The sequence below is a fragment of the Chryseobacterium phosphatilyticum genome, from assembly GCF_002899825.2.
Classification (GTDB): domain Bacteria; phylum Bacteroidota; class Bacteroidia; order Flavobacteriales; family Weeksellaceae; genus Chryseobacterium; species Chryseobacterium phosphatilyticum.
In genome coordinates, this window is the sequence record NZ_PPED02000008.1 from 1 (window position 1) to 19561 (window position 19561).

The following is a 19561-nucleotide window of genomic DNA, read 5'->3' on the forward strand; positions in this document are numbered from 1 at the left end:
TTCCGAACACAGAAGTTAAGCCCACCAGCGCCGATGGTACTGCTAACGCGGGAGAGTAGGCCGCCGCCAGTTTTTATTTTATTTTTAAAAAGTCCTTTATCGAATGATAAAGGACTTTTTTTGTTTTTATCCCTACCCCTAAGAAATGAATAATGAATCACCCGGCATTATCCATTTTCAATTCTCAATTATCAACTTTCAATTATTCTTATCTCCGGTATTCCTGATATATTCTTCCTTATGGATCTACATTACAATTAATAGTAGAGAACAGGCGAATTTGTTAGATGATCTGTTTATTTTTTCTTTTTAATTTGAAAATTATGTAACTTAGTCATATCAAAATAATTACGAATCTAAAAATATTTATTATGAAAAAACTTTTATTCCCTCTTTTCTTGTTGGTATTAGGTATGAATGCTCATGCACAACAGGATTTTTTTGCAATTACAGGAAAAGATACTCAAAGTATTACTTTCAATGATGTCCGTACTTTAGATGTGGCAAATGGAGTTTCAGGTGAAAAGATATTTACTGCAGATTCTTCTTTAAGGGTTTTTTCACAAGCTAGAAAGGGGATTGTTAATGAGGATAAGAATTCTTACAACAATTCTCAAGCTGTTACAATGGCAGCATTGGCTTATGACCCTTCTAACAATAATCTGGTATACATGCCTATGTTTTCTTCTAATATTTATGTTTTAAATCCGCAAACAAAAGATATTACATTAATTGATAATAATGTAGGAAAAATTTCTTCTTGTGACATCAATTCCCATATAACCAGGATGACAACAGGATATGATGGAAATATCTATGCTGTTAATAATTCGGGTACACAATTTTTGCAGATTAGTAAAAAGGGAGGACAATATGTAGTAAATGATTTGGGAATTATCAAAGACGATGCTGCTAATGGTAAAAACTCTTTCACTGAGATACAAACAGGTTTTGGAGGAGATATGATTGCTGATGCTGATAATAATTTCTATGTTTTTGCTGCTTCCGGAAATATATTCAAGGTTTCAACTAAGGAATTAAAAGCAAAATTTGTAGGAAAAATCGCAGGCATACCAGACCAGTATTCTGTAAACGGTGCTGCAGTAAATGCACATGGAAAAGTTGTTATAGCCAGCGCAAAGGGAGCTTCAATGTATGAGGTGGATCTTTCTACTTTACAGGCAAAACAAATTCCAGGTGAAGAGAAGCTGCATATCTATGATTTGGCTAGTAAATACTTTGTTAATGACAGAAAGTCTTTAACAAATACTTTAGCCGGGAATCTTGAAATTTATCCTACCAGAGTTAATGAACATTATATCAATATTGATGGTGGTGAAAATTTAAAAGGGAATAGTAAGCTAAGTATTTTTGATATGTCGGGTAAAAATGTAATGACTCAGAATCTGTCTTTAAAAAATAATTCTTTGGATCAAAAAATAGATCTTAAAGGTCTTGTGATTGGAGCATATGTTGTGAGTATTGCTGACGAATCCGGCAAAGTATTGCTCAATAAAAAGATTCTTATAACCGAATAAAGAATAACTGGAATTTCAAGTATATAAGACCTTTTCAAATCATTTGAGAAGGTCTTTTAATGATAATTTGATATGCATAAATTTTATTTTTCAATATTAAAATGTAATTTTAAAAAAAAATATAGATGAAGCTATACTTTAATGTAGGATATGTTGTAAACGCTGGAGAAAATCTGGAGCTGGTTATTGGTGAGGAAGGATCTGCTAATCAGATTCACACCATGTTTTGTGGCGAAAATGGATTATGGAGATGTGAGGTTGATTATTTTTCAAAGGCTATTTCTTATCATTATCGTGTGGCAGGTGTTAAAGGAAATACGTTAAGAGATGAGTTGGTTAAACATCATCTTAATTTTCCTCATAATTACAAAGAGTTTATCATTTTTGATGAATGGAATAATAAAAACTTCCCGGAGAACTATTTGAATAATAAGATTCTTTACAATAAACTTCATGATTTTATCCCTGAGAAGTTAACCATTTTAAAAAGGCATACTCATTTATTTAGAATAGAAGCTCCTATTTATAATCCGGACTGGAGAATTGTCCTGTTTGGGAGTACAGCTTCTTTGGGAGAATGGAGTTATGAAAGAGTGATTCATTTGTCTCAGACCAATTTTGGAGTTTGGGAAGCTTCTGTTGAAATTCCCGAAAATGAATTTATCCAGTTTAAATATTGTATTTATGATGTTATCGAGAATAGAGTAATTGATGTTGAGACGGGTGAAAACAGGTTTACGATTGCCAATCCTATACAGGATGTTTTACAGATTGTTTCTAATCATTATTTTAGATTTAAAGGATATCAGATGTATCATGATGCAGGGGTGGCAGTTCCTGTATTTTCTTTGAGAAGTGAAGATGGGTTTGGAGTAGGAGAGTTTGCAGATATCAAAAAACTGGCTGACTGGACCAAGGAGACCCATCTTGGAATTATTCAGATTTTACCGATTAATGATACTACTGCTAATTATTCATGGACAGATTCTTATCCTTATGCGGCAGTATCCGTATACGCATTACATCCTCAGTATATTTCATTAGAAAAACTTGATTTTCCATTACCGAAAGAATTAGTTGAATTGTACGGTGTTGAAAAAAAAGAACTTAATGATCTTGAACTCATTGACTATGAAAAAATGATTTCTGGTAAATGGAAGTATTTAAAAGCTATTTTCACGGCTGAAAAGGATAAGATATATAAGGATCGGAATTTTAAAAAGTTTATTAAAGATAATGAGCATTGGTTGGTTCCATATGCTGCCTTCTGTGTTTTAAGGGATAAATATAGTACTCCAAATTTCAATGAGTGGAAAACTCATAAAAAATATATTGCGGGAAAAATTGCTCAGTTTTTTACCACAAAGACTAAAGACTATGATACTTCAATGCTTCATGCCTGGGTACAGTATCAGTTGCATTGTCAATTGAAAGATGCTGTAGAATATACCCATAGTCTTGGGGTTTCATTAAAAGGAGATTTACCCATCGGTATTTATAGATATTCTGTCGAAGCATGGACCGAACCACAATTGTTTGGAATGGATTTTCAGGCAGGTGCTCCACCTGATCAGTTTACCGAACTTGGGCAAAACTGGGAATTTCCAACTTACAATTGGGAAGCGATGAAGGCTGACGATTACAGATGGTGGAAAAACAGATTTAAAGCATTGGAACAGTATTTTGATGCTATGAGGATTGACCATATTCTGGGCTTTTTCAGGATCTGGAGAATGCCTATTTCTGCTGTTCAGGGAATATTGGGATACTTTTATCCTGCTGTTCCTATCGTTTTGGAGGAATTTAAAGCATGGCAGATTCCATTCAGTTTTGAGAGATATTGTAAGCCATTTATCAACAGTAAAATCTTATGGGATTATTTCGGGGAGGAGAGTGAGAAAGCACTTGAATTTATGAGTAATAATGAGGATGGAACTTACTCATTCAAAAAGGAATTTGATACACAAAGGAAATTAGCTGATTATTTCAGGAAAAAGCCACATGGAGCCCTTGAGGAACAATTGATTTCACTTTGCGCAAATGTTTTATTTTTAACGGAAGAAAGGAAAGGAGAAACAGTTTATCATCCAAGGTTTAACGTGTATCATACTGAATCATATAAATCTCTTCCGGAATCTGTGCAGAAAAGTATTTACGAGTTGTATCACGACTATTTCTTCAGAAGACAGGATCATTTATGGTCTGAGAAAGCTATGGAGAAACTACCGGTCATCCTGAATGCTACTAAAATGCTGATTTGCGGAGAGGACCTGGGAATGGTTCCTGCCTGTGTACCTGTGGTAATGGATGAACTGGCAATTATTGCTTTAAAAGTTCAAAGGATGCCTTCGGAAAATATTCCGTTTTATAATCCTAAATATGCTCCTTATATGAATGTGGTTACTGCATCTTCTCATGACAGCTCTACATTGAGGCAATGGTGGAGAGAAGATCGTATACTTACACAAAGGTATTTTAATCAACAATTGATTCAGTATGGAAAAGCCCCTGTGGAACTGAGCCCTGATCTTGCTGAGATTATTATGAAACAGCATCTCTATAATGAAGCAATGTTGGCCATTTTTCCGATTCAGGAATTCCTTGCTACAGATGCTGAACTTACCAATAAAAAAATTGATAATGAAAGAATTAATAATCCTGCCGTTTTTCCACATTATTGGCGCTATAGAATGCATATAAAACTTGAAGATTTAAAAGGAAAACACTCTTTCAATGAAAAAATTGCTTTTTGGGTGAAAGATAGTGGGAGAATGTAAAATTTATAGATTGATTATCAATTGATTACAAATATTTTAAAAGAAGTTTTATCTTTGGATTTAACTTCTTTTTTTAATTTGTATCAAAAAGATAGAATGAGGATATTCTGCTATATATTAACCAATTAACGACTAGAGAGATGAAAAAAATATTTTTGGGATTAGCTTTTGGGCTGGGCGTCTTGACGTCGGCTCAGCAATATCCGAATAATGGCTGGGGAGATGATGGTTATTATCAGAATGACGGAGGTTACTATGGAAATGAAGATGACAGAAATAATTTTCCTGATGATTATTATTACAATTATCCTCAGGATTATTATCCAGGTGATTACTATCAGAATTATTACAACGATTATAGAAATAGTATTGTCAATATCAATTGGAACGGATTTTTTGTACAAAACAGATTAAGTCGTTGGCAGATTGATCAGATTCTAAGATTAAATAATCTTTATGCCAGCTTCACAGCCTGGGATAATTTTTACAGATACAATCCGGACAGATGGTACTATGACAGATTTTATGCGTTGGAAAGAATATTAGGACCAAGGGTTTTTGTAGTTTTCAGAAACGATTATTATCGCGGTATGAACCCGGTGGTTTATTTCCAAAATTACAGAAGAACATATTATGTTCCAAGATATGCGGTAATGCCAAGATACAGAAATGTAAATATCAATATTTACAGGGTAGACAGGTCAAGATTCCGTAGAATGGATAACCCGACGTTTGATATTATCAGAAGAGATGACAGAGCCAATAATAATGGTTTTAGAGGTCCTGTAAGAGATGGTAGCAATAATTCCGGAGGTTTTCGTAATGATAATGTTGGAGGAAGAGAAAATTCCAATAACGGAGGTTTCAGAGGAGATTCGGGTAACAATGGCAGTTTTAGAGGAAATGCAGATAATAACAATGGAGGTTTCAGAGGAAATAGTGATGTGAGAAGAGATGCTCCTAAAAGACAAGATAACGGAGGATTCCGTGGTAATGAAGGCGGAGGTTTCAGAGGAAATAATGAAGCGAGAAGAGAAGCTCCTAAAAGACAAAATAACGGTGGTTTCCGTGGTAATGATGGGGGAGGTTTCAGAGGAAGATCCGAAAATTCAGCTCCAAGACAAGAAAACCATGGTAATGGAGGCTTCAGAGGGAGTTTAGTTAGAAATTAATTTTCATATATTATATTTAAGTGGTGTGAAGGACAGGTTTTTATTAATCTGTCCTTTTTTTATTGTTGAATTTAATTTTATTTAGTTAAAATTTAACATTATTTATGAATTTGTTAATTTAACTTAGGTTTTAATTAGGAATCAAAAAGATATAAACAATTAATTAAAATTTAAAAGAAATGAAAAAATTAGTTTTAGCAATAGCATTTATCGGAATGGGAAGTTTTGCAATGGCACAACAAACTACTCCACAGGACAGAGAAGCAAGGAGAGCAGAAATGCAACAGAAAATGCAACAAAAAGAACAGGAACGTTTGGCACAGATGCAAAAAGATCTTAATCTTAACCAGTCTCAGGTTGCACAGATACAATCACTTCAGGACAAAAGAAAAGCTGAAATGAAAGCTGAGTTTGAAAAGAATAAAATGGACAGACAAGCTAAGATGGATGCAATGAAGGCCAAAAGAACACAAATGGATGCTGATATGAAGAAAATTCTTACTCCTCAACAATATGATAAATGGCAGGCTGACAGAGAGGCGAAAATGGAACAGAGAAAGGTGGCAATGAAAGAAAGAAGGATGATGAAAAAGCCTATGAATACTGGAGCCGTTGAAACAAAATAGGCGCTTATAATTTCAATTTTTGAATGTATAAAGGATGGAGCTTTTTCCATCCTTTTTGTATTAATTTTAAGTAAAGCTTTTGTTTTCGGGCATATATTCCTTATTTTTGACTATAAATTTAATACTTATGGTTAGCGAAAAAATTGCAAAATTAATTAATGAACAAATAGCTCACGAACAATATGCCGCTCAATATTATCTTTCAATGTCTGCCTGGTTTTCAGGAAAGGATCTTGACGGAATTGCCAACTACTTCAGAGTACAAAGCAAAGAAGAATTGATGCATGCAGATAAAATGTTTGATTATTTGAATGATGTAGGTGGAGAAATCATCATCGGGGAAATTGCAAAACCGCCACATGAGTTCGAAAATGCTACGGATATTTTCGAGAAAGCATTAGCACATGAGAAAATTGTAACTAAAAGTATTTTCAATATTGTAAAGAATGCCAATGAAGAAGGAGATTTTGCAACGACATCTTTTCTACAGTGGTTCATCAACGAACAGGTAGAAGAGGAAGCAAGTGCTTCTCAGTATGTGACAAAGATTAAAATGGTATGCGATAACCCATCTGCATTATATCTTTTTGACCAGGAACTGTCTCAGAGAGTATTTACTCCTGATCCAACTGCCTAAGGTTAAGAACCCCTTTGCAAAAAATATAAAAAGAACCGCTATTCAATGAAATAGCGGTTTTTTATTGGTAGAAATTTTACTTCTTATTTTTTTTAATAGTGCGAAAACCCAGGTACACTCCCAGTATAGCAAGAAATAATACATAAAATACTATTCCCTGCGGGTAATCTTTTGCCATGAGAATGATAATCATCGGAGTGATACCTCCAAAAATAGCCTGACCTAAATTGTATGAGAATGAGATACCGGAAATCCGTACGGAAGCCGGAAATCTGTGGATCATGATATAAGGAATACATCCCAGCACCCCGCCGGCAAACAACCCTGTTGTAGCGTATAATACTGATAAACCTTCAGGTCTCATATGGATGAGCTTTTGTAAAAAGAACCAACTGCAGATCCCAAAACACATACTCCATAGAATGAGCATCCGGCCCGCTCCTTTTTGATCACACATTATCCCTCCCAGGACAGCTCCAAGACTAATGGTAATCAAGGTATAGCTTTGCATGGTGATTGCTTCCTTCCTTGGAATATTAAAAAAATCACTCATTAAGTTGGGAATCATCAGGGTAAGAAGGATAGAACATCCTGTAAAAATCCAGGTCAGCAGAATTGAAAAACTGATATCCGGCAAATGAGATTGAAAGATCTTTTGCAATGGTATTTTTTCACTTAGAGTCTTCTTCTCTTTCATTTCAATGAAAACAGGAGTTTCTTTAAGATACCTTCGGAGAAAGATGGTGACGATGCCAAATATGCCACCCAGAATGAAGGGATACCTCCAGGCCCCGCTAGAAATTTCTTCCGCAGAAAAAGAGGTGTTGATATAAAGAGTAATGGCAGAGCCCAATAATACACCCATAGAAAGACTGGCGGTAATCATGGAGTCTGCTAGTCCAACACGGTTTCTTGGGACGTGTTCGGCCACAAATACCCATGCTGCAGGAATTTCTCCACCAATAGCAAATCCTTGTAAAATTCGTACAACAAGAAGTAGTATGGGGGCTAAATAACCGATTTGATGATAGGTTGGCAAAAAGCCTATGGCTAATGTTGGAAACACCATCAGAACAATGGATAAGAAAAACATTTTTTTCCTTCCGAAAAGATCTCCGAAATGTGCCATTACCATTCCTCCTATTGGCCTTACAAAAAAACCTACTGCAAATGTCCCGTAAGTATTCATCGAAGCCCAGAAAGAATCTAAGGTCGGCGGAAAGAAATGATCTCCTATAATTTTGGCGAAGAAAATAAACACCACAAAATCATAAAATTCCAGCATTCCCCCAAAAGAAGATAGAATTAAAGTTCTGATATCATGTTTGTTCAATTGCCTCGATCGGGTAAAAGTGGGCATCTCCATAGTAATTTGGTATCTCTATATTTTAATCTAAGATATACAAATTATAAAATACCATTGCTATGGCCGGATTAAAAGTTAAAGATAAATAACCTGTGTTTTCAGAACTGTTCTACCCAGGCGTTCCAGAATATTCTTATACCTTTCAACCTGCGCTTCATCTTTCATTTTTTCCTCCCCGGTTTTAAAATCAACAATAATATATCCTTCATCACTTTTTAAAATACGGTCGGGTCTTGAAATATAACTTTTACCATTTTCGGAGATCATAATATCTTTTTCGTTGATGACCTCCCATTTTTCGTCAAAGAATTCAGCATAAGTTCTGACAATTTCCTCCAGTTTGTCCTGAATTTCACTCTTTTCTTCCAGAGTAATCTGCCCCTCTAAAGCATAGCCTTCCAATACTTTGGAAATATCTTTTTCGGTATTGATTTTGGAAAGAAGTTCGTGAACGAAAAGTCCGATTCTTACTTTTTCATTTCTTACCTGATAATTTTTTGAGGGAGTAGCAATTTTTATGGAAGTACTCTTTTCATTTACATTTTTCAGGTTTTGAATATTTTGTGTTTTAAATGGTGAACTTTTATCCCGGGAATGTTTCTTCAACATCTCAGGATTCACTTCATACAAATCAAACTCATTGGCTTCTTCAGTATTTTTTGTCTGAAGGAATTCCAGTAATTCCAGGTTATTGGATGTTTTGTTGGCTTTTTGAATATAGAAAAACAGCTGCTCCACAGGTCGGGTGGTGGCAACATATTGCAGACATAGCCGATCAATAAGGTTTTTGTACGAGTTTTTCTTGTTGAATACCTGAATTTCTTCGTCATACGCTTCCAGGTTTTTGCTGAACTGGTTGATATTCACAGATTTTAAAGCAGCACTTTCACTCGTGTCAAACCAATTGGTAAATTCACTGTCGCGATTCTTATTCATCATAGGAATAAAGACAACGGGAAACTCCAGTCCTTTAGACTTATGAATGGTCATAATCTGGATGGCATCAATATTTTCAGACGCCTGAATGGTGTAAGATGAAGCTTCTTCATCCCAATATTTCAAAAATTCCTTCGTACTTGCTCCTGCATTTTGAGTGAAGTTAAAAAGCATTTCCATAAAATTGAGAAGGAAATCGGTTTCTTTATTTTCAACAGAAAATTCATTGATATAATATTCTATAAAATTGTACAGGTTAAATCTTGGGAAATTGTCCTGTTTAAGCTGTAACGAGTACTTTTGCTGAATAAACTGAAGAATTTCTTCATGGCTTTCAATTTCCAGAACCTCTTTCATTTCCAACGTGAAATCTGCCATGTGAATTTTACCCAGTGTATTCAGATAGTACATCATCATGATCAGACACGACTTATTTTTAGGATTGATTTCCCATCTCAGAAATTCTATAACTCCTTTCAATGTATTGGAAAGCTCCAGAGTAAGTCCTTTGTCAGAAATTGTTTTAATATTGGTTTCTTCGCCTCGATACTTTACTTTCAGATTACCCAGTTTTTGAGAATAGCTGAAGATGTCAAAATTTCCGCGGCAGAGAATGGTGATGTCAGAAAACGTAAAGCCATTGTCCAGACATTCCTGAATATCCTTACCCATTCTTTCTGAAGTATCATCATAAAACTCTTCGTTGGTAAGATTCTCAATCAAGTTTACTTTTACCCGTCCTTCCAGTTGAGATTTTGGACTTTGCTCAGCATCGGTTCCAAAAATATTTTTATGTTCTTCCTCCAACCCTTCGGAATGAAATCTATAGAGCTCATTATTAAACTTTACGATATTTCTGGCACTTCTCCAGTTATCTTTTAAAACAAGAAGATCTGCTTCTTTGGGCGAAAATTCTTTCTTATTAATAATATCCAGCATCAGCTTACTCTCACCACCCCGGAATCTGTAGATACTTTGCTTAGGGTCACCCACCAATGTAAATGAAGTGTATTCCGAAGAAACACTATGATCTCTCAATGGAACAAAATTTTGCCATTGAAGCTCCGAAGTATCCTGAAACTCATCAAAGAAATAGTGCTGAAATTGTGAACCTACTTTTTCATAAATAAAAGCAGAAGGCTCATTTCTAAGATTTTCATTGATCAGGATATTAAATTTGGACAACAGCACAAGATCATTTTCTTCCTCAATTTTTTTAAGTTCATCCTGAATATCTTTATTGACCTTCAGGGGAAGAAGAGCAGATAAGACTTTCTCCTTCTTCTGGGTTTCAATATACGTAAGGATAAGCTGCATTCTGTTCTCAAGAAGCTGATCAAGGATTTCAAAAATTTCCGTTTCTTTATGTTTGGATTTTGAAGAAGCTCCCTTTCTGTAATTGTTAACTACAGATTCTTCCTGTGTGGTTGGAAAAGGAAATCCGGCTCTTTTCTGTTGATAAAAATCAATAACTTTCGTAAAAAATCCTCCGATACCGTTTTTTCCCTGGGCGAAATCTTCAATTTCGATATTCCTTGACTTAAATAGGTCGATAGATTTTGCAGCAAGTTCTGCTGCTTGTTTTTTATTCTGAACAATCTCTTTACGGAGTGTATTTTTTATATTTTCGTAATGAACATCATCAAAGTCGCTGTTATTTTTCAGATGCTCATAATGAATATCTTTTACAAATTCTTTTGCAGAATCATAAAGGTTTTTGTTGAGATTAATTCTTTCATTATTTTCAAGACTATAATCTACATAATCCATGAAAGAATTGGAAATTGTTTCGTTTTCACCAATCTGATCAAGCATTTTATCTACAGCTTCAATCAGGAATGGTTCAGCTTCAATTTCAAGATTGAAATTTTTTGCCAATCCCAATTCGTAAGAAAAACTTCTTACCAGTCTTGAATTAAAACGGTCAATCGTTCCGATATTCAACGTAGAGTAATTATGAAGAATATAGTCAAGCAGTTTTTTTGAACGAACATGAAGTTCGTCAATTGTAATTTTCAACCCTTCAGCTTCAAAGGCTTTCTGTATATTTTTAAGATCTGTATTCCCGGCGAAATCAGAGTTAGAAAAGTTTCCCAGCCAGGATAAAATTCTTTCTTTCATCTCATTCGCTGCTTTATTGGTGAACGTAAGCGCGAGAATATTCCTGATCGATTGTTGTTGATTAGGATAACGGAGACAGATCATCAGAAGCCTTTGGACCAGGGCATATGTTTTTCCTGATCCTGCAGATGCATTGATGACTGTATAAGAATTTTGCATTGTAAAAGGTCGAATTGAGACTGCAAGTTAACTAAAATTTAAAATAAAATTTAACAATTTGAATAGGCTATTTAACAGTTTCAAAGAGAAAAACAGAAAAGAAATATTAAAACACGTTAACTGTGGTTAAACTTATGGTATAATGTAAAAATAACTTTAGATTTGTTTGGTAAAATATAGCCTGTGAAACTTAAACTATTCTTTTTTCTTTCCCTTGTTTTTTTTATTAAAACCCATGCCCAAAGTTATATTTTCGGAAAAATAACTTCCGAGAACGGAACGGAAATGCAGGATGTCAATGTGATCAATATAAGAACCGATGAAATGGTACTTTCCAACAGTGATGGGCATTTTATGATTTCCGGAAGGGCGGGTGATGAACTGCGTTTTATAAAAGCGGGGTATGACCGTTTATCCAAAAAGATATCTCAGGAAAATATACAATCTCCCCTCAATGTGAGTCTGGTACGTACTACGATAGAAATTCCTGAAGTAGAAGTGAAACAGGGGCTTACAGGAAATTTAAAAATAGATTCAAGAAGCTATAATAAACCTAAAAAGGTTGAAAAGCTCACGAAAGATATAGATCGCTACATTGCTCAGAAATCGGACCCAAGAGTATTAGCGGCAAGACCCGGAGAGTTTGTACAGCCAAAAGGAGAGGGGTTTTCTATTGGGAAAGTTAAGGATAAATGGGATGATGTTGATTTAATAAATTATATCAAAGCAAGTCTCGGAGATGATTATTTTACCCACCTTAAAATAGAAAAACCATTGATAGATCATTTCATTTCTTATGTTCTTGCCGGAGGTTTTGAAAGGAAGAAAATCTTGAAATATGGATATTGTAGCGATGCCGATCTATATAGATTCCAGCGTTTTGTTTTGATAAGAATCTCATCCTACCGTACACCACAAATCCGGAAGTAATATTTATGAAAGTTTTTATCAAATTATGGATATGTCCAATATTATTTCTACTATCTGCAAATATTTTCTCTCAACAAACAATAACAGGACAGGTTATTGATGAGAGTGGTGGGAGCTTAAGTGCTGTGACCATTGTTAATATGGCTACTGATAAAAAAACGTATTCCAATTCACAAGGAATGTTTTCTATTGATGCTTCTCCCAATGATGAGCTAAGGTTTGTGAAAGAAGATTTCAGGAGAGTTTCTAAAACAGTTCTTACGGACGGTATTAATTCCCAATTGCTCATTACACTGTTCCAGATTCCCAAAGATATCGGCGAAGTGAAAATCGTAAAAAAGCTATCGGGTGATCTGGAACAGGATTCAAGAATCGTTGCCAAAATTGATAAAGGAGAACAGGTAAGAAATGCAGTAGGCCTTCCGCAGCCTGTTGGAAAAATGAGAGAAAAACCTGCAGAAGTGAAAAGCGTCCTTTTACCTATCCTTTTGGGAAATCTGAATGTACAGGGACTATACGATCTGATCAGTGGTAAAGCCAAGAAACAAAAAAGGCAATATAGATATGATGATCTACAGGAGCATATTTTGTGGGTTAGAAATAGAGTAGAAGATGATTATTTTGTAAAAGCAGGAATTCCAGCCGCCAGAATTTCAGAATTTATAGAATTCTCTTTCGTTGCAAAACCTCAGGTTCGAACCTATGTAAAAGCAAGAAACCTTGCAGGAGTTTTGTTGAGGTTGGAAGAAACAATTCCTCTTTTTTTGCAAAGGCTACAGCAGGATAAAAAGTAAACAGTTTTGAAACTCTTTCCTCTCAACTTTCCTTTTCAGGATTTCAATGTTAAAAATTAAAATACTGGAACAAAAATTGATGCATTTGTGTAAAACAAAACCCAATTCTCAAATTTTATGAATAAAAATAATATTGCAGTAGCGGTGGTAACGGCTTTAGGCTTCATTATCGGTCTGGGATTTTTAGGAAATGCCATCAAGAATCGTAATAAATCCGAAAATACGATTTCAGTAACCGGTCTTGGAACTAAACAATTTACCTCAGATCTGATCACCTGGTCAGGAAGTTTTTCTAAAAACAATATTGATTTAAAATCTGCTTATGACGAGCTGGCGCTGGATAGAAAAGTGATCAATGATTATCTGGTTTCAAAAGGAATTAAACAAGGTGAGATTGTGTTCTCTTCAGTAGATATCCAAAAGCAATTCAGAAGTTATAACGATGCAAACGGGAATTATGTACAGGGAGAATTCTCAGGATATAATCTGACTCAGAAAGTATCCATCGAAAGTAAAGAAGTTGGTAAAATTGAAAACTTATCCAGAAATATTACTGAAATCATTAACCGTGGAATAGAGTTTACTTCCTCTTCACCTTCTTATTTTTATACAAAGCTGGCAACTGTAAAGCAGGAAATGATTGCCGGAGCAACAAAAGATGCTAAAGAGCGTGCCGAAAAAATTGCTGAAAACTCAGGAAGTAGTTTAGGTAATCTTAAAAAAGCGACAATGGGTGTGATCCAGATTACGGCTCCCAATTCAAATGAAGATTATTCTTACGGGGGCACTTTTAATACTTCTTCTAAAGAAAAAGAAGCAAGCATTACCATAAAGCTGGAATATGAGGTGAACTAAAAAGGCTTAATGGGGGAGAATAAGCATTATTATATAGTACCATCATGAGAGGAGTGGATTTTAGCCAAAGCTTAAATGATACTGTACAAGCAGATTGCTGTTTATATATACAATAAAAAATAACGCCGGAATTGCTCCGGCGTTTTATATTTTATGGATATACAATATCACAAATTTCTTTTTTGAGCTCTTCTACATCATCAGGAGCATAATTGGCTAGCAACCATAAATGTAAAGATTGTTTTCCTTCGCCATAGCTTGGCTGAATGTGTGCTGTATCAATCAGACTGAAATTATTCCTTTGATAGAAAGAATAACGTCTGGCAGCATCTTCACTCAAATCAGCAGGTTCAATTTCTAAAATAACTTTCGGATAATTTTCAGTTAAGTGACTTACAATATGAGATCCTAGTTTTTTACTTCTGAAGGCTTCAAAAACCTCAAAATGTTCCACAAAAACAAACGAACTCATTTTCCAAACGATGAGATATCCAATAGGTTCTTCTTCATGTACCACAGACATAAAGTCAACCAGTGGATTCGAAAATAAATCCAGAAATTGATCTTTATCTCTTTGCTCATTTACAGGAAAAGTGCTGATGTAAGAATTATAGATTTCCTGAACTCTATCATCCTCAGCATAAGTAATCGGTAAAAATTCCATAATTATAAATCAAAAACGCTCGGTCGTCTTGTAATGAAAATATCTTTAATCCAAAGGGTAAATGCCAATCCCAAATAAATCAGAAAGAAAAAACCGGCAGTGGCAAAAGTAGAGTAGATAAAGAAAACCCTTAATTTAGAAACAGGAATTCCCAGTTTAGCGCCCATTCTTGTCAGAACACCAAACCATTCTCTTTCCATTTTATGACGGATATTACTTAGCATTTCAAGATTTTTTATTTAATCTGATACTGCAAGATACGCAATTTTTTTGATAAAGGCCTTTCACGAGCGTTGACACAGATCTGATGATACACTATAAATTTAGTTCATCATCTCTAATGACTAGCCTTGGATTATGTGCGGGAATTTTTTATTCCTTTAAAATTTGAAATCCGATACTACATGCAAGGCAGTTTTTATGTTCGCAATAGTTTTTATGATGGTAGATCATACTTTGGCTTTCCAATGCCGTATGAATATTCACGCCAAGCTTTTTCCAGCCTTTGGTAATCGAATTTTTTTCTGCTGCAACATGTTGATAAAATTCAATAATTTGATCTGCCGCTTCCTCATGATGATACCTGTGATAGGAATATTTTAAAGGCAGAACGGTATTGAGAAGGACAAGATCAATAAAATCTCTGCTCAATATTTTAGGCTGCATTTTTGAAATTGTACCAAAATTGAAATGAAAATCCCAATATTCGGAAGCTTTTACTGAAGCGAAAATTTCATACAACTGATCTGTATTTTCTACTTTAATGATTTTTGAAAACAAATTCTGATGTTTGTAATAGAGGTCTGCCAGTTGAGACAATCGTATGGTAGGGAAGTTGGGAGGTCTCAATCTTAGGAATTTAGGATAAAATTGCAAATCTGAAATGTTGAACTTCTTCTTTATAAATTCGAATTCTCTTTTTAGAATTTTCATGTATACATCTTCAGGATGATTGAGCCACCCGGAAATTCCAAAAAATAGCGCTTCCAGTTGTAACGGATTTTGACGGATTTTATTAATAATACTATAATCAATACTTTCAGCGATTTGTCTGAAGATATGAGCATTTACTTTCAATCCGAAAGAATAGGCAAAGCTGTGAAACAAAACTGCTTCGAAGTCATTTTTATACCGGGTTAAATGTTGTTCAAGCTCCCGCGATTTTTCATCAAGTTTTTTCAGAATATTTCCTTCGTGAAAATTGAAAGGGATTTTCTCCGGTTTGAAAATTTTTTCACAGGCAATGAATTGATTTCCGTTGATGAGGTTTTCGTATGTAGAAATGATATTTTCATCAATATAATCTTTCAGTTCCAGGGTAGGAATTCCTTTTGTCGTATGCTCACTGATTTCTACATCATAAGTGAAAATGACATGAAGAATAATATTTTTATAATTGGGATCCCGGGAATGATTGTGGAAAATCCAGTCTGAAGAACGAATATGAAGCTCTATATTACCGGCTAAAATAAGCCCGTTGGTTTTAATTTTAGCATCCAGAAAATCGGGGCCTGCATCTTTATTCCATTTTCCAAAGTGTAGGATCTCAATGGAATTTCCTTCAATATCTTTGAAGTCATAATTTTTGAAAACTTTATAGTTCCAGAGATATTGAAGTAGCTTTTCTGTCATAAGTGTGACAATAAATATAAAGAAAACCTTATATTTTCATCTATATGTCTGGTAAATTTTCCGGCTCTGTCCTGTATAAATTCCTTTCCATAGAAATCCAGTTTTTAAAATAAGAAATTATGTTCTGTTTATACTATTTTTTTGTTTTTTTGAATAAAAATAAAAAAACCTCCCATACAAATTATGGAAGGTTTTTTGTTTCAGTTTAATGAATGACAACTGACAATTTTTAAGGTTTTTTACATAGAGTGGATATTCCTCCTTAGTGGCTTTAGCTTTCCCGAGATCAATATCGTGTGATGCAAATTGATTTTCTGCTGAAGATGAACTTAATAACCTTCCGGAATTGATCTTCAATGTGATTGAAAGAACTTCCTTGTATTGGATTAAGCTTTTGTAAGCTCCCCTTTAAATTTTTCTATCGTTGTTCTGTACATTTCTTCATAAATAGGAAGAATGTTTTTCAGATCAAATTTAATAGCCTGATCTTTCGCATTTTGCTTCATTTTGGTTAAAAGCTCTTCATTGCTCAATAACTTAATGGTGTAGTTACTCATCGCTTCTACATTTCCGATCTCAGCAAGGTATCCTGTTTCTCCCTGAATATTTACTTCAGGAATTCCTCCTGCATTGGAACTGATAACAGGGGTGTAAGCTGCCATAGCTTCCAAAGCTGCCAGACCAAAACTTTCCTGTTCTGAAGGAAGCAAGAATACATCTGAAAGTTGTAAAATTTTATAAAGATCATTGACCTTTCCTAACAGGCGAATTTTTGAAATAAGATCCGGATTTTCTTCAAGAAACTGATTGACCTTTTCCATGTCAGGTCCTTCACCGATAATGATAAGCTTAGATTTTACCTTTCTCTCAACGTTTTTAAAGATCTGCAGTACTTCATCTACTCGTTTCACAGGACGTAAATTGGACACGTGAATCAGAATTTTTTCGTCAGGATTGGCAAACTGAGTTCTCTGACATTCCGAGCAATCATCAAATTCAGTATTATCAATAAAGTTGGTAATTACCTGAATTTCTTTTTTGATGTTAAAGAATTGAAGGGTGTCTTTTTTCAGACTTTCAGACACTGAAGTAATTGCATCTGATTTATTGATGGAAAATTCTACTGCATGTTTATAACTCGGATGTTGCCCCACCAGCGTAATATCCGTACCGTGCAATGTCGTTACCAAAGGAATATCATTATTATCTTCTTTAAGCATCTGTTTTGCAGTAAATGCTGCATATGCATACGGAATGGCATAATGAGCGTGAAGAAGATCCAGTTTATAAAGGTTTACAACCCTGTAGATCATAGAGCTTAAAGCAATATCATAGGGCTGGTACTGAAAAAGCGGATAGGTTTGAACATTTACCCTGTGAAAGAAAATGTTAGGATTGGTGATATCTAATCTTGCAGGAAGTGCCGAACTTATGAAATGAACTTCATATCCTTTATTAGCAAGAGACATTCCCAGTTCTGTTGCTACAATTCCGCTTCCTCCGTAGGTAGGATAGCAAAGTATGCCTATTTTCATTAGATTATGGTTATTTTGATGTTGTATTATTGATGGATGGAGGAATAGGTCTGTCTATACCCATTCCTGCTTTCAGTTGTTCATTGACTAATACAGGAAGCCTTCCCCAGATTTTTGTTTTTCCGTTTAAAGCATCGGCCGTTGCATTCATTGAATCGTCGTTGTTTTCATAAGCCACAAGAACCGTAGATACTTTTGAAATATCAATATCCTTTAGAGCATAAGCACTTCCGAATACAGTAAGGATTACCTTTTGATTTTTAGTAAGATCTGCAAGTACTTTTTTAGATTCTGCAGAAATTTTATAAGGTTTGTAAGCCGTAGAATTATCCTTATGGAAACCTACTATGACAGTCGAACCTGATGGAATTGTATTGATTTCAGAAGCTTTTTTAATGATAACATTTGATCCTAGTCGGTTGGCAAAAGTCTGGTAAGGAGCTTCTTCCAATGGAACATAATATACTTTTGTCTGTCTCCCGGAAACTGGAAGCAATCTCTGATCATCTTTAATCAAAGTCAGTGCATTGGCATAAAGATTTTGAACCAATATTTTATGAGAGTCATTATTCAGATCGGAGTTAATGTTTTCAGGGTTTTTAGGAGTATACTGAGTAAGTCCCAGGAAATATTTTGTTATTAATATTTTCTTTACACTTTCTTCCACTCTGGATTGGGGAATGTCCCCTTTATCAATGGCTTTCTGAATCAGTTTTTTCCCTTCAGAAACACCTTGTGAGAAAAGCATAATATCATTTCCTGCATTGAATGCCAGGGCATCAAGTTCTCCTGGTTTGTATTTATTTGCTACAGCTCCCATGTTTAATGCATCAGTGATGATTAAACCTTTATATCCCAGTTTATCTTTCAATAATCCTGTAATAATGTTTTTAGAAACAGAAGCCGGGATACCTTTTCCGGATTCCAGGTTTGGAACGTACAAATGAGCAACCATTACACCACCAATCCCTTTATCCATTAATGCCTTAAAAGGGGCAAGTTCAGTAGTATTAAGCCTCTCAAGATTATGGGAAACCACAGGAAGATCAAGATGAGAATCGGTACTGGTATCACCATGTCCCGGAAAATGTTTGATGGCAGCCAATATATTATGATCCTGAAGACCATTAGAGTAGGATAGGGCAGAACTGATCACATTAGGAACTTCTGAACCAAAACTTCTGTTCCCTATAATAGGATTGTTGGGATTGGTGTTCACATCAACTACCGGTGCAAAGTCCCAGTTGATTCCCATTCTATGGCAGTCTTCTGCAATTTTGGCAGACATCTGGTACACCAGGTTTTTATCCTGAATCGCTCCCAATGTCATGGCCCACGGAAACTTGTGTGCTGTTGCAATTCTCTGGAATAAACCCCATTCTGCATCCATCCCGATCATCAAAGGAATTTTAGATTTTTGCTGAAACTCATTCACAAGGGTAATTTCCCTTGCAGCATCATCCTGCATTAAGATTAACCCTCCGATTTTATCATTCACTACAATATTCCGTACCTGGTTGATAAAATCCTCGCCTTTATTAGTATATAAGGCAACGATGAAGAGCTGTCCCAGCTTTTCATCCTGAGAAAGGTTTTTGTAAGTCTTTTCAACCCATTGCTGAGCCTTTTTCACATCTTCGGGAGAAGTATTTTTGGGCTGGTACTGAGCCTTTACTTTAGGGCTTATGAATGCAGCAATAAAGAGAGAAGTATATAATAATTTCTTCATGACTTTTTGAATAAGAACAAAAATACAATTAAAAAAATTGACAAAAACAACGTTTTTGAAATTTTTGGTATATGATTTGAATACGCATTA

The 19561-nt window shown here is 34.9% G+C and carries 15 protein-coding genes and 1 rRNA gene; 9 read left to right on the top strand and 7 right to left on the bottom strand.

All coding sequences use genetic code 11. From position 1 onward, the window contains the following. The 6 genes from rrf to C1631_RS22220 all read left to right on the top strand — a co-directional run. Positions 1-72: ribosomal RNA gene (gene rrf, locus C1631_RS25130) — 5S ribosomal RNA — on the top strand; the annotation flags it as partial. A gap of 299 nt (positions 73-371) precedes the next feature. Continuing rightward, positions 372-1538: a T9SS type A sorting domain-containing protein gene (locus tag C1631_RS22200; RefSeq protein WP_109714291.1), complete on the top strand. Its 1167-nt coding sequence runs from the start codon at positions 372-374 to the stop codon at positions 1536-1538. 125 nt (positions 1539-1663) lie between these two features. Next, positions 1664-4315: a 4-alpha-glucanotransferase gene (locus tag C1631_RS22205; RefSeq protein ID WP_103247584.1), complete on the top strand. Its 2652-nt coding sequence runs from the start codon at positions 1664-1666 to the stop codon at positions 4313-4315. 140 nt (positions 4316-4455) lie between these two features. Then, positions 4456-5487 carry a hypothetical protein gene (locus tag C1631_RS22210; protein ID WP_109714293.1) on the top strand — a complete coding sequence of 344 codons (1032 nt, stop codon included), beginning with the start codon at positions 4456-4458 and terminating at the stop codon, positions 5485-5487. A 179-nt stretch (positions 5488-5666) separates the two neighbouring features. Beyond that, positions 5667-6113 carry a hypothetical protein gene (locus C1631_RS22215; RefSeq protein WP_109714295.1) on the top strand — a complete coding sequence of 149 codons (447 nt, stop codon included), beginning with the start codon at positions 5667-5669 and terminating at the stop codon, positions 6111-6113. Positions 6114-6240: 127 nt separating this feature from the next. Continuing rightward, positions 6241-6750 carry a ferritin gene (locus C1631_RS22220; protein ID WP_103247586.1) on the top strand — a complete coding sequence of 170 codons (510 nt, stop codon included), beginning with the start codon at positions 6241-6243 and terminating at the stop codon, positions 6748-6750. 76 nt (positions 6751-6826) lie between these two features. Here C1631_RS22220 and C1631_RS22225 read toward each other — a convergent pair whose 3' ends face one another. Together C1631_RS22225 and C1631_RS22230 are read right to left on the bottom strand one after the other, a co-directional pair. Next, positions 6827-8116, bottom strand: coding sequence for an MFS transporter (locus tag C1631_RS22225; protein WP_228441448.1), 1290 nt, complete (start codon positions 8114-8116; stop codon positions 6827-6829). Positions 8117-8191: 75 nt separating this feature from the next. After that, the gene (locus C1631_RS22230) at positions 8192-11332 is read right to left on the bottom strand and encodes a UvrD-helicase domain-containing protein (protein WP_109714297.1); all 3141 of its coding nucleotides are present in this window, start codon (positions 11330-11332) and stop codon (positions 8192-8194) included. A gap of 183 nt (positions 11333-11515) precedes the next feature. Here C1631_RS22230 and C1631_RS22235 point away from each other — a divergent pair, with 183 nt between their 5' ends. The 3 genes from C1631_RS22235 (at position 11516) to C1631_RS22245 (ending at position 13911) form a co-directional block, all read left to right on the top strand. Continuing rightward, the gene (locus C1631_RS22235) at positions 11516-12262 is read left to right on the top strand and encodes a hypothetical protein (RefSeq protein WP_103247588.1); all 747 of its coding nucleotides are present in this window, start codon (positions 11516-11518) and stop codon (positions 12260-12262) included. Between the two features lie 5 nt (positions 12263-12267). Continuing rightward, positions 12268-13056 (top strand): carboxypeptidase-like regulatory domain-containing protein, encoded by a 789-nt coding sequence (locus C1631_RS22240; protein WP_103247589.1) that lies wholly within the window; start codon positions 12268-12270, stop codon positions 13054-13056. A gap of 117 nt (positions 13057-13173) precedes the next feature. Further along, positions 13174-13911: an SIMPL domain-containing protein gene (locus C1631_RS22245; RefSeq protein ID WP_109714299.1), complete on the top strand. Its 738-nt coding sequence runs from the start codon at positions 13174-13176 to the stop codon at positions 13909-13911. A 151-nt stretch (positions 13912-14062) separates the two neighbouring features. Here the strand turns inward: C1631_RS22245 and C1631_RS22250 are convergent, their stop codons facing one another. From C1631_RS22250 to C1631_RS22270, 5 genes are all read right to left on the bottom strand, one after another. After that, complete coding sequence (locus C1631_RS22250) at positions 14063-14575, bottom strand: GNAT family N-acetyltransferase (protein ID WP_103247591.1); 513 nt, start codon at positions 14573-14575, stop codon at positions 14063-14065. 2 nt (positions 14576-14577) lie between these two features. Continuing rightward, positions 14578-14799 carry a PspC family transcriptional regulator gene (locus C1631_RS22255; RefSeq protein ID WP_002981826.1) on the bottom strand — a complete coding sequence of 74 codons (222 nt, stop codon included), beginning with the start codon at positions 14797-14799 and terminating at the stop codon, positions 14578-14580. Positions 14800-14947: 148 nt separating this feature from the next. Then, entirely contained in the window at positions 14948-16207 is a 1260-nt protein-coding gene (locus C1631_RS22260) for a DUF2851 family protein (RefSeq protein ID WP_109714302.1), read from the bottom strand. 386 nt (positions 16208-16593) lie between these two features. Next, positions 16594-17742, bottom strand: a complete 1149-nt coding sequence (bshA, locus tag C1631_RS22265) for an N-acetyl-alpha-D-glucosaminyl L-malate synthase BshA (protein ID WP_103248064.1) — start codon at positions 17740-17742, stop codon at positions 16594-16596. Between the two features lie 10 nt (positions 17743-17752). Then, entirely contained in the window at positions 17753-19471 is a 1719-nt protein-coding gene (locus tag C1631_RS22270) for a glycoside hydrolase family 3 protein (RefSeq protein WP_109714304.1), read from the bottom strand. Positions 19472-19561 lie beyond the last annotated feature (90 nt).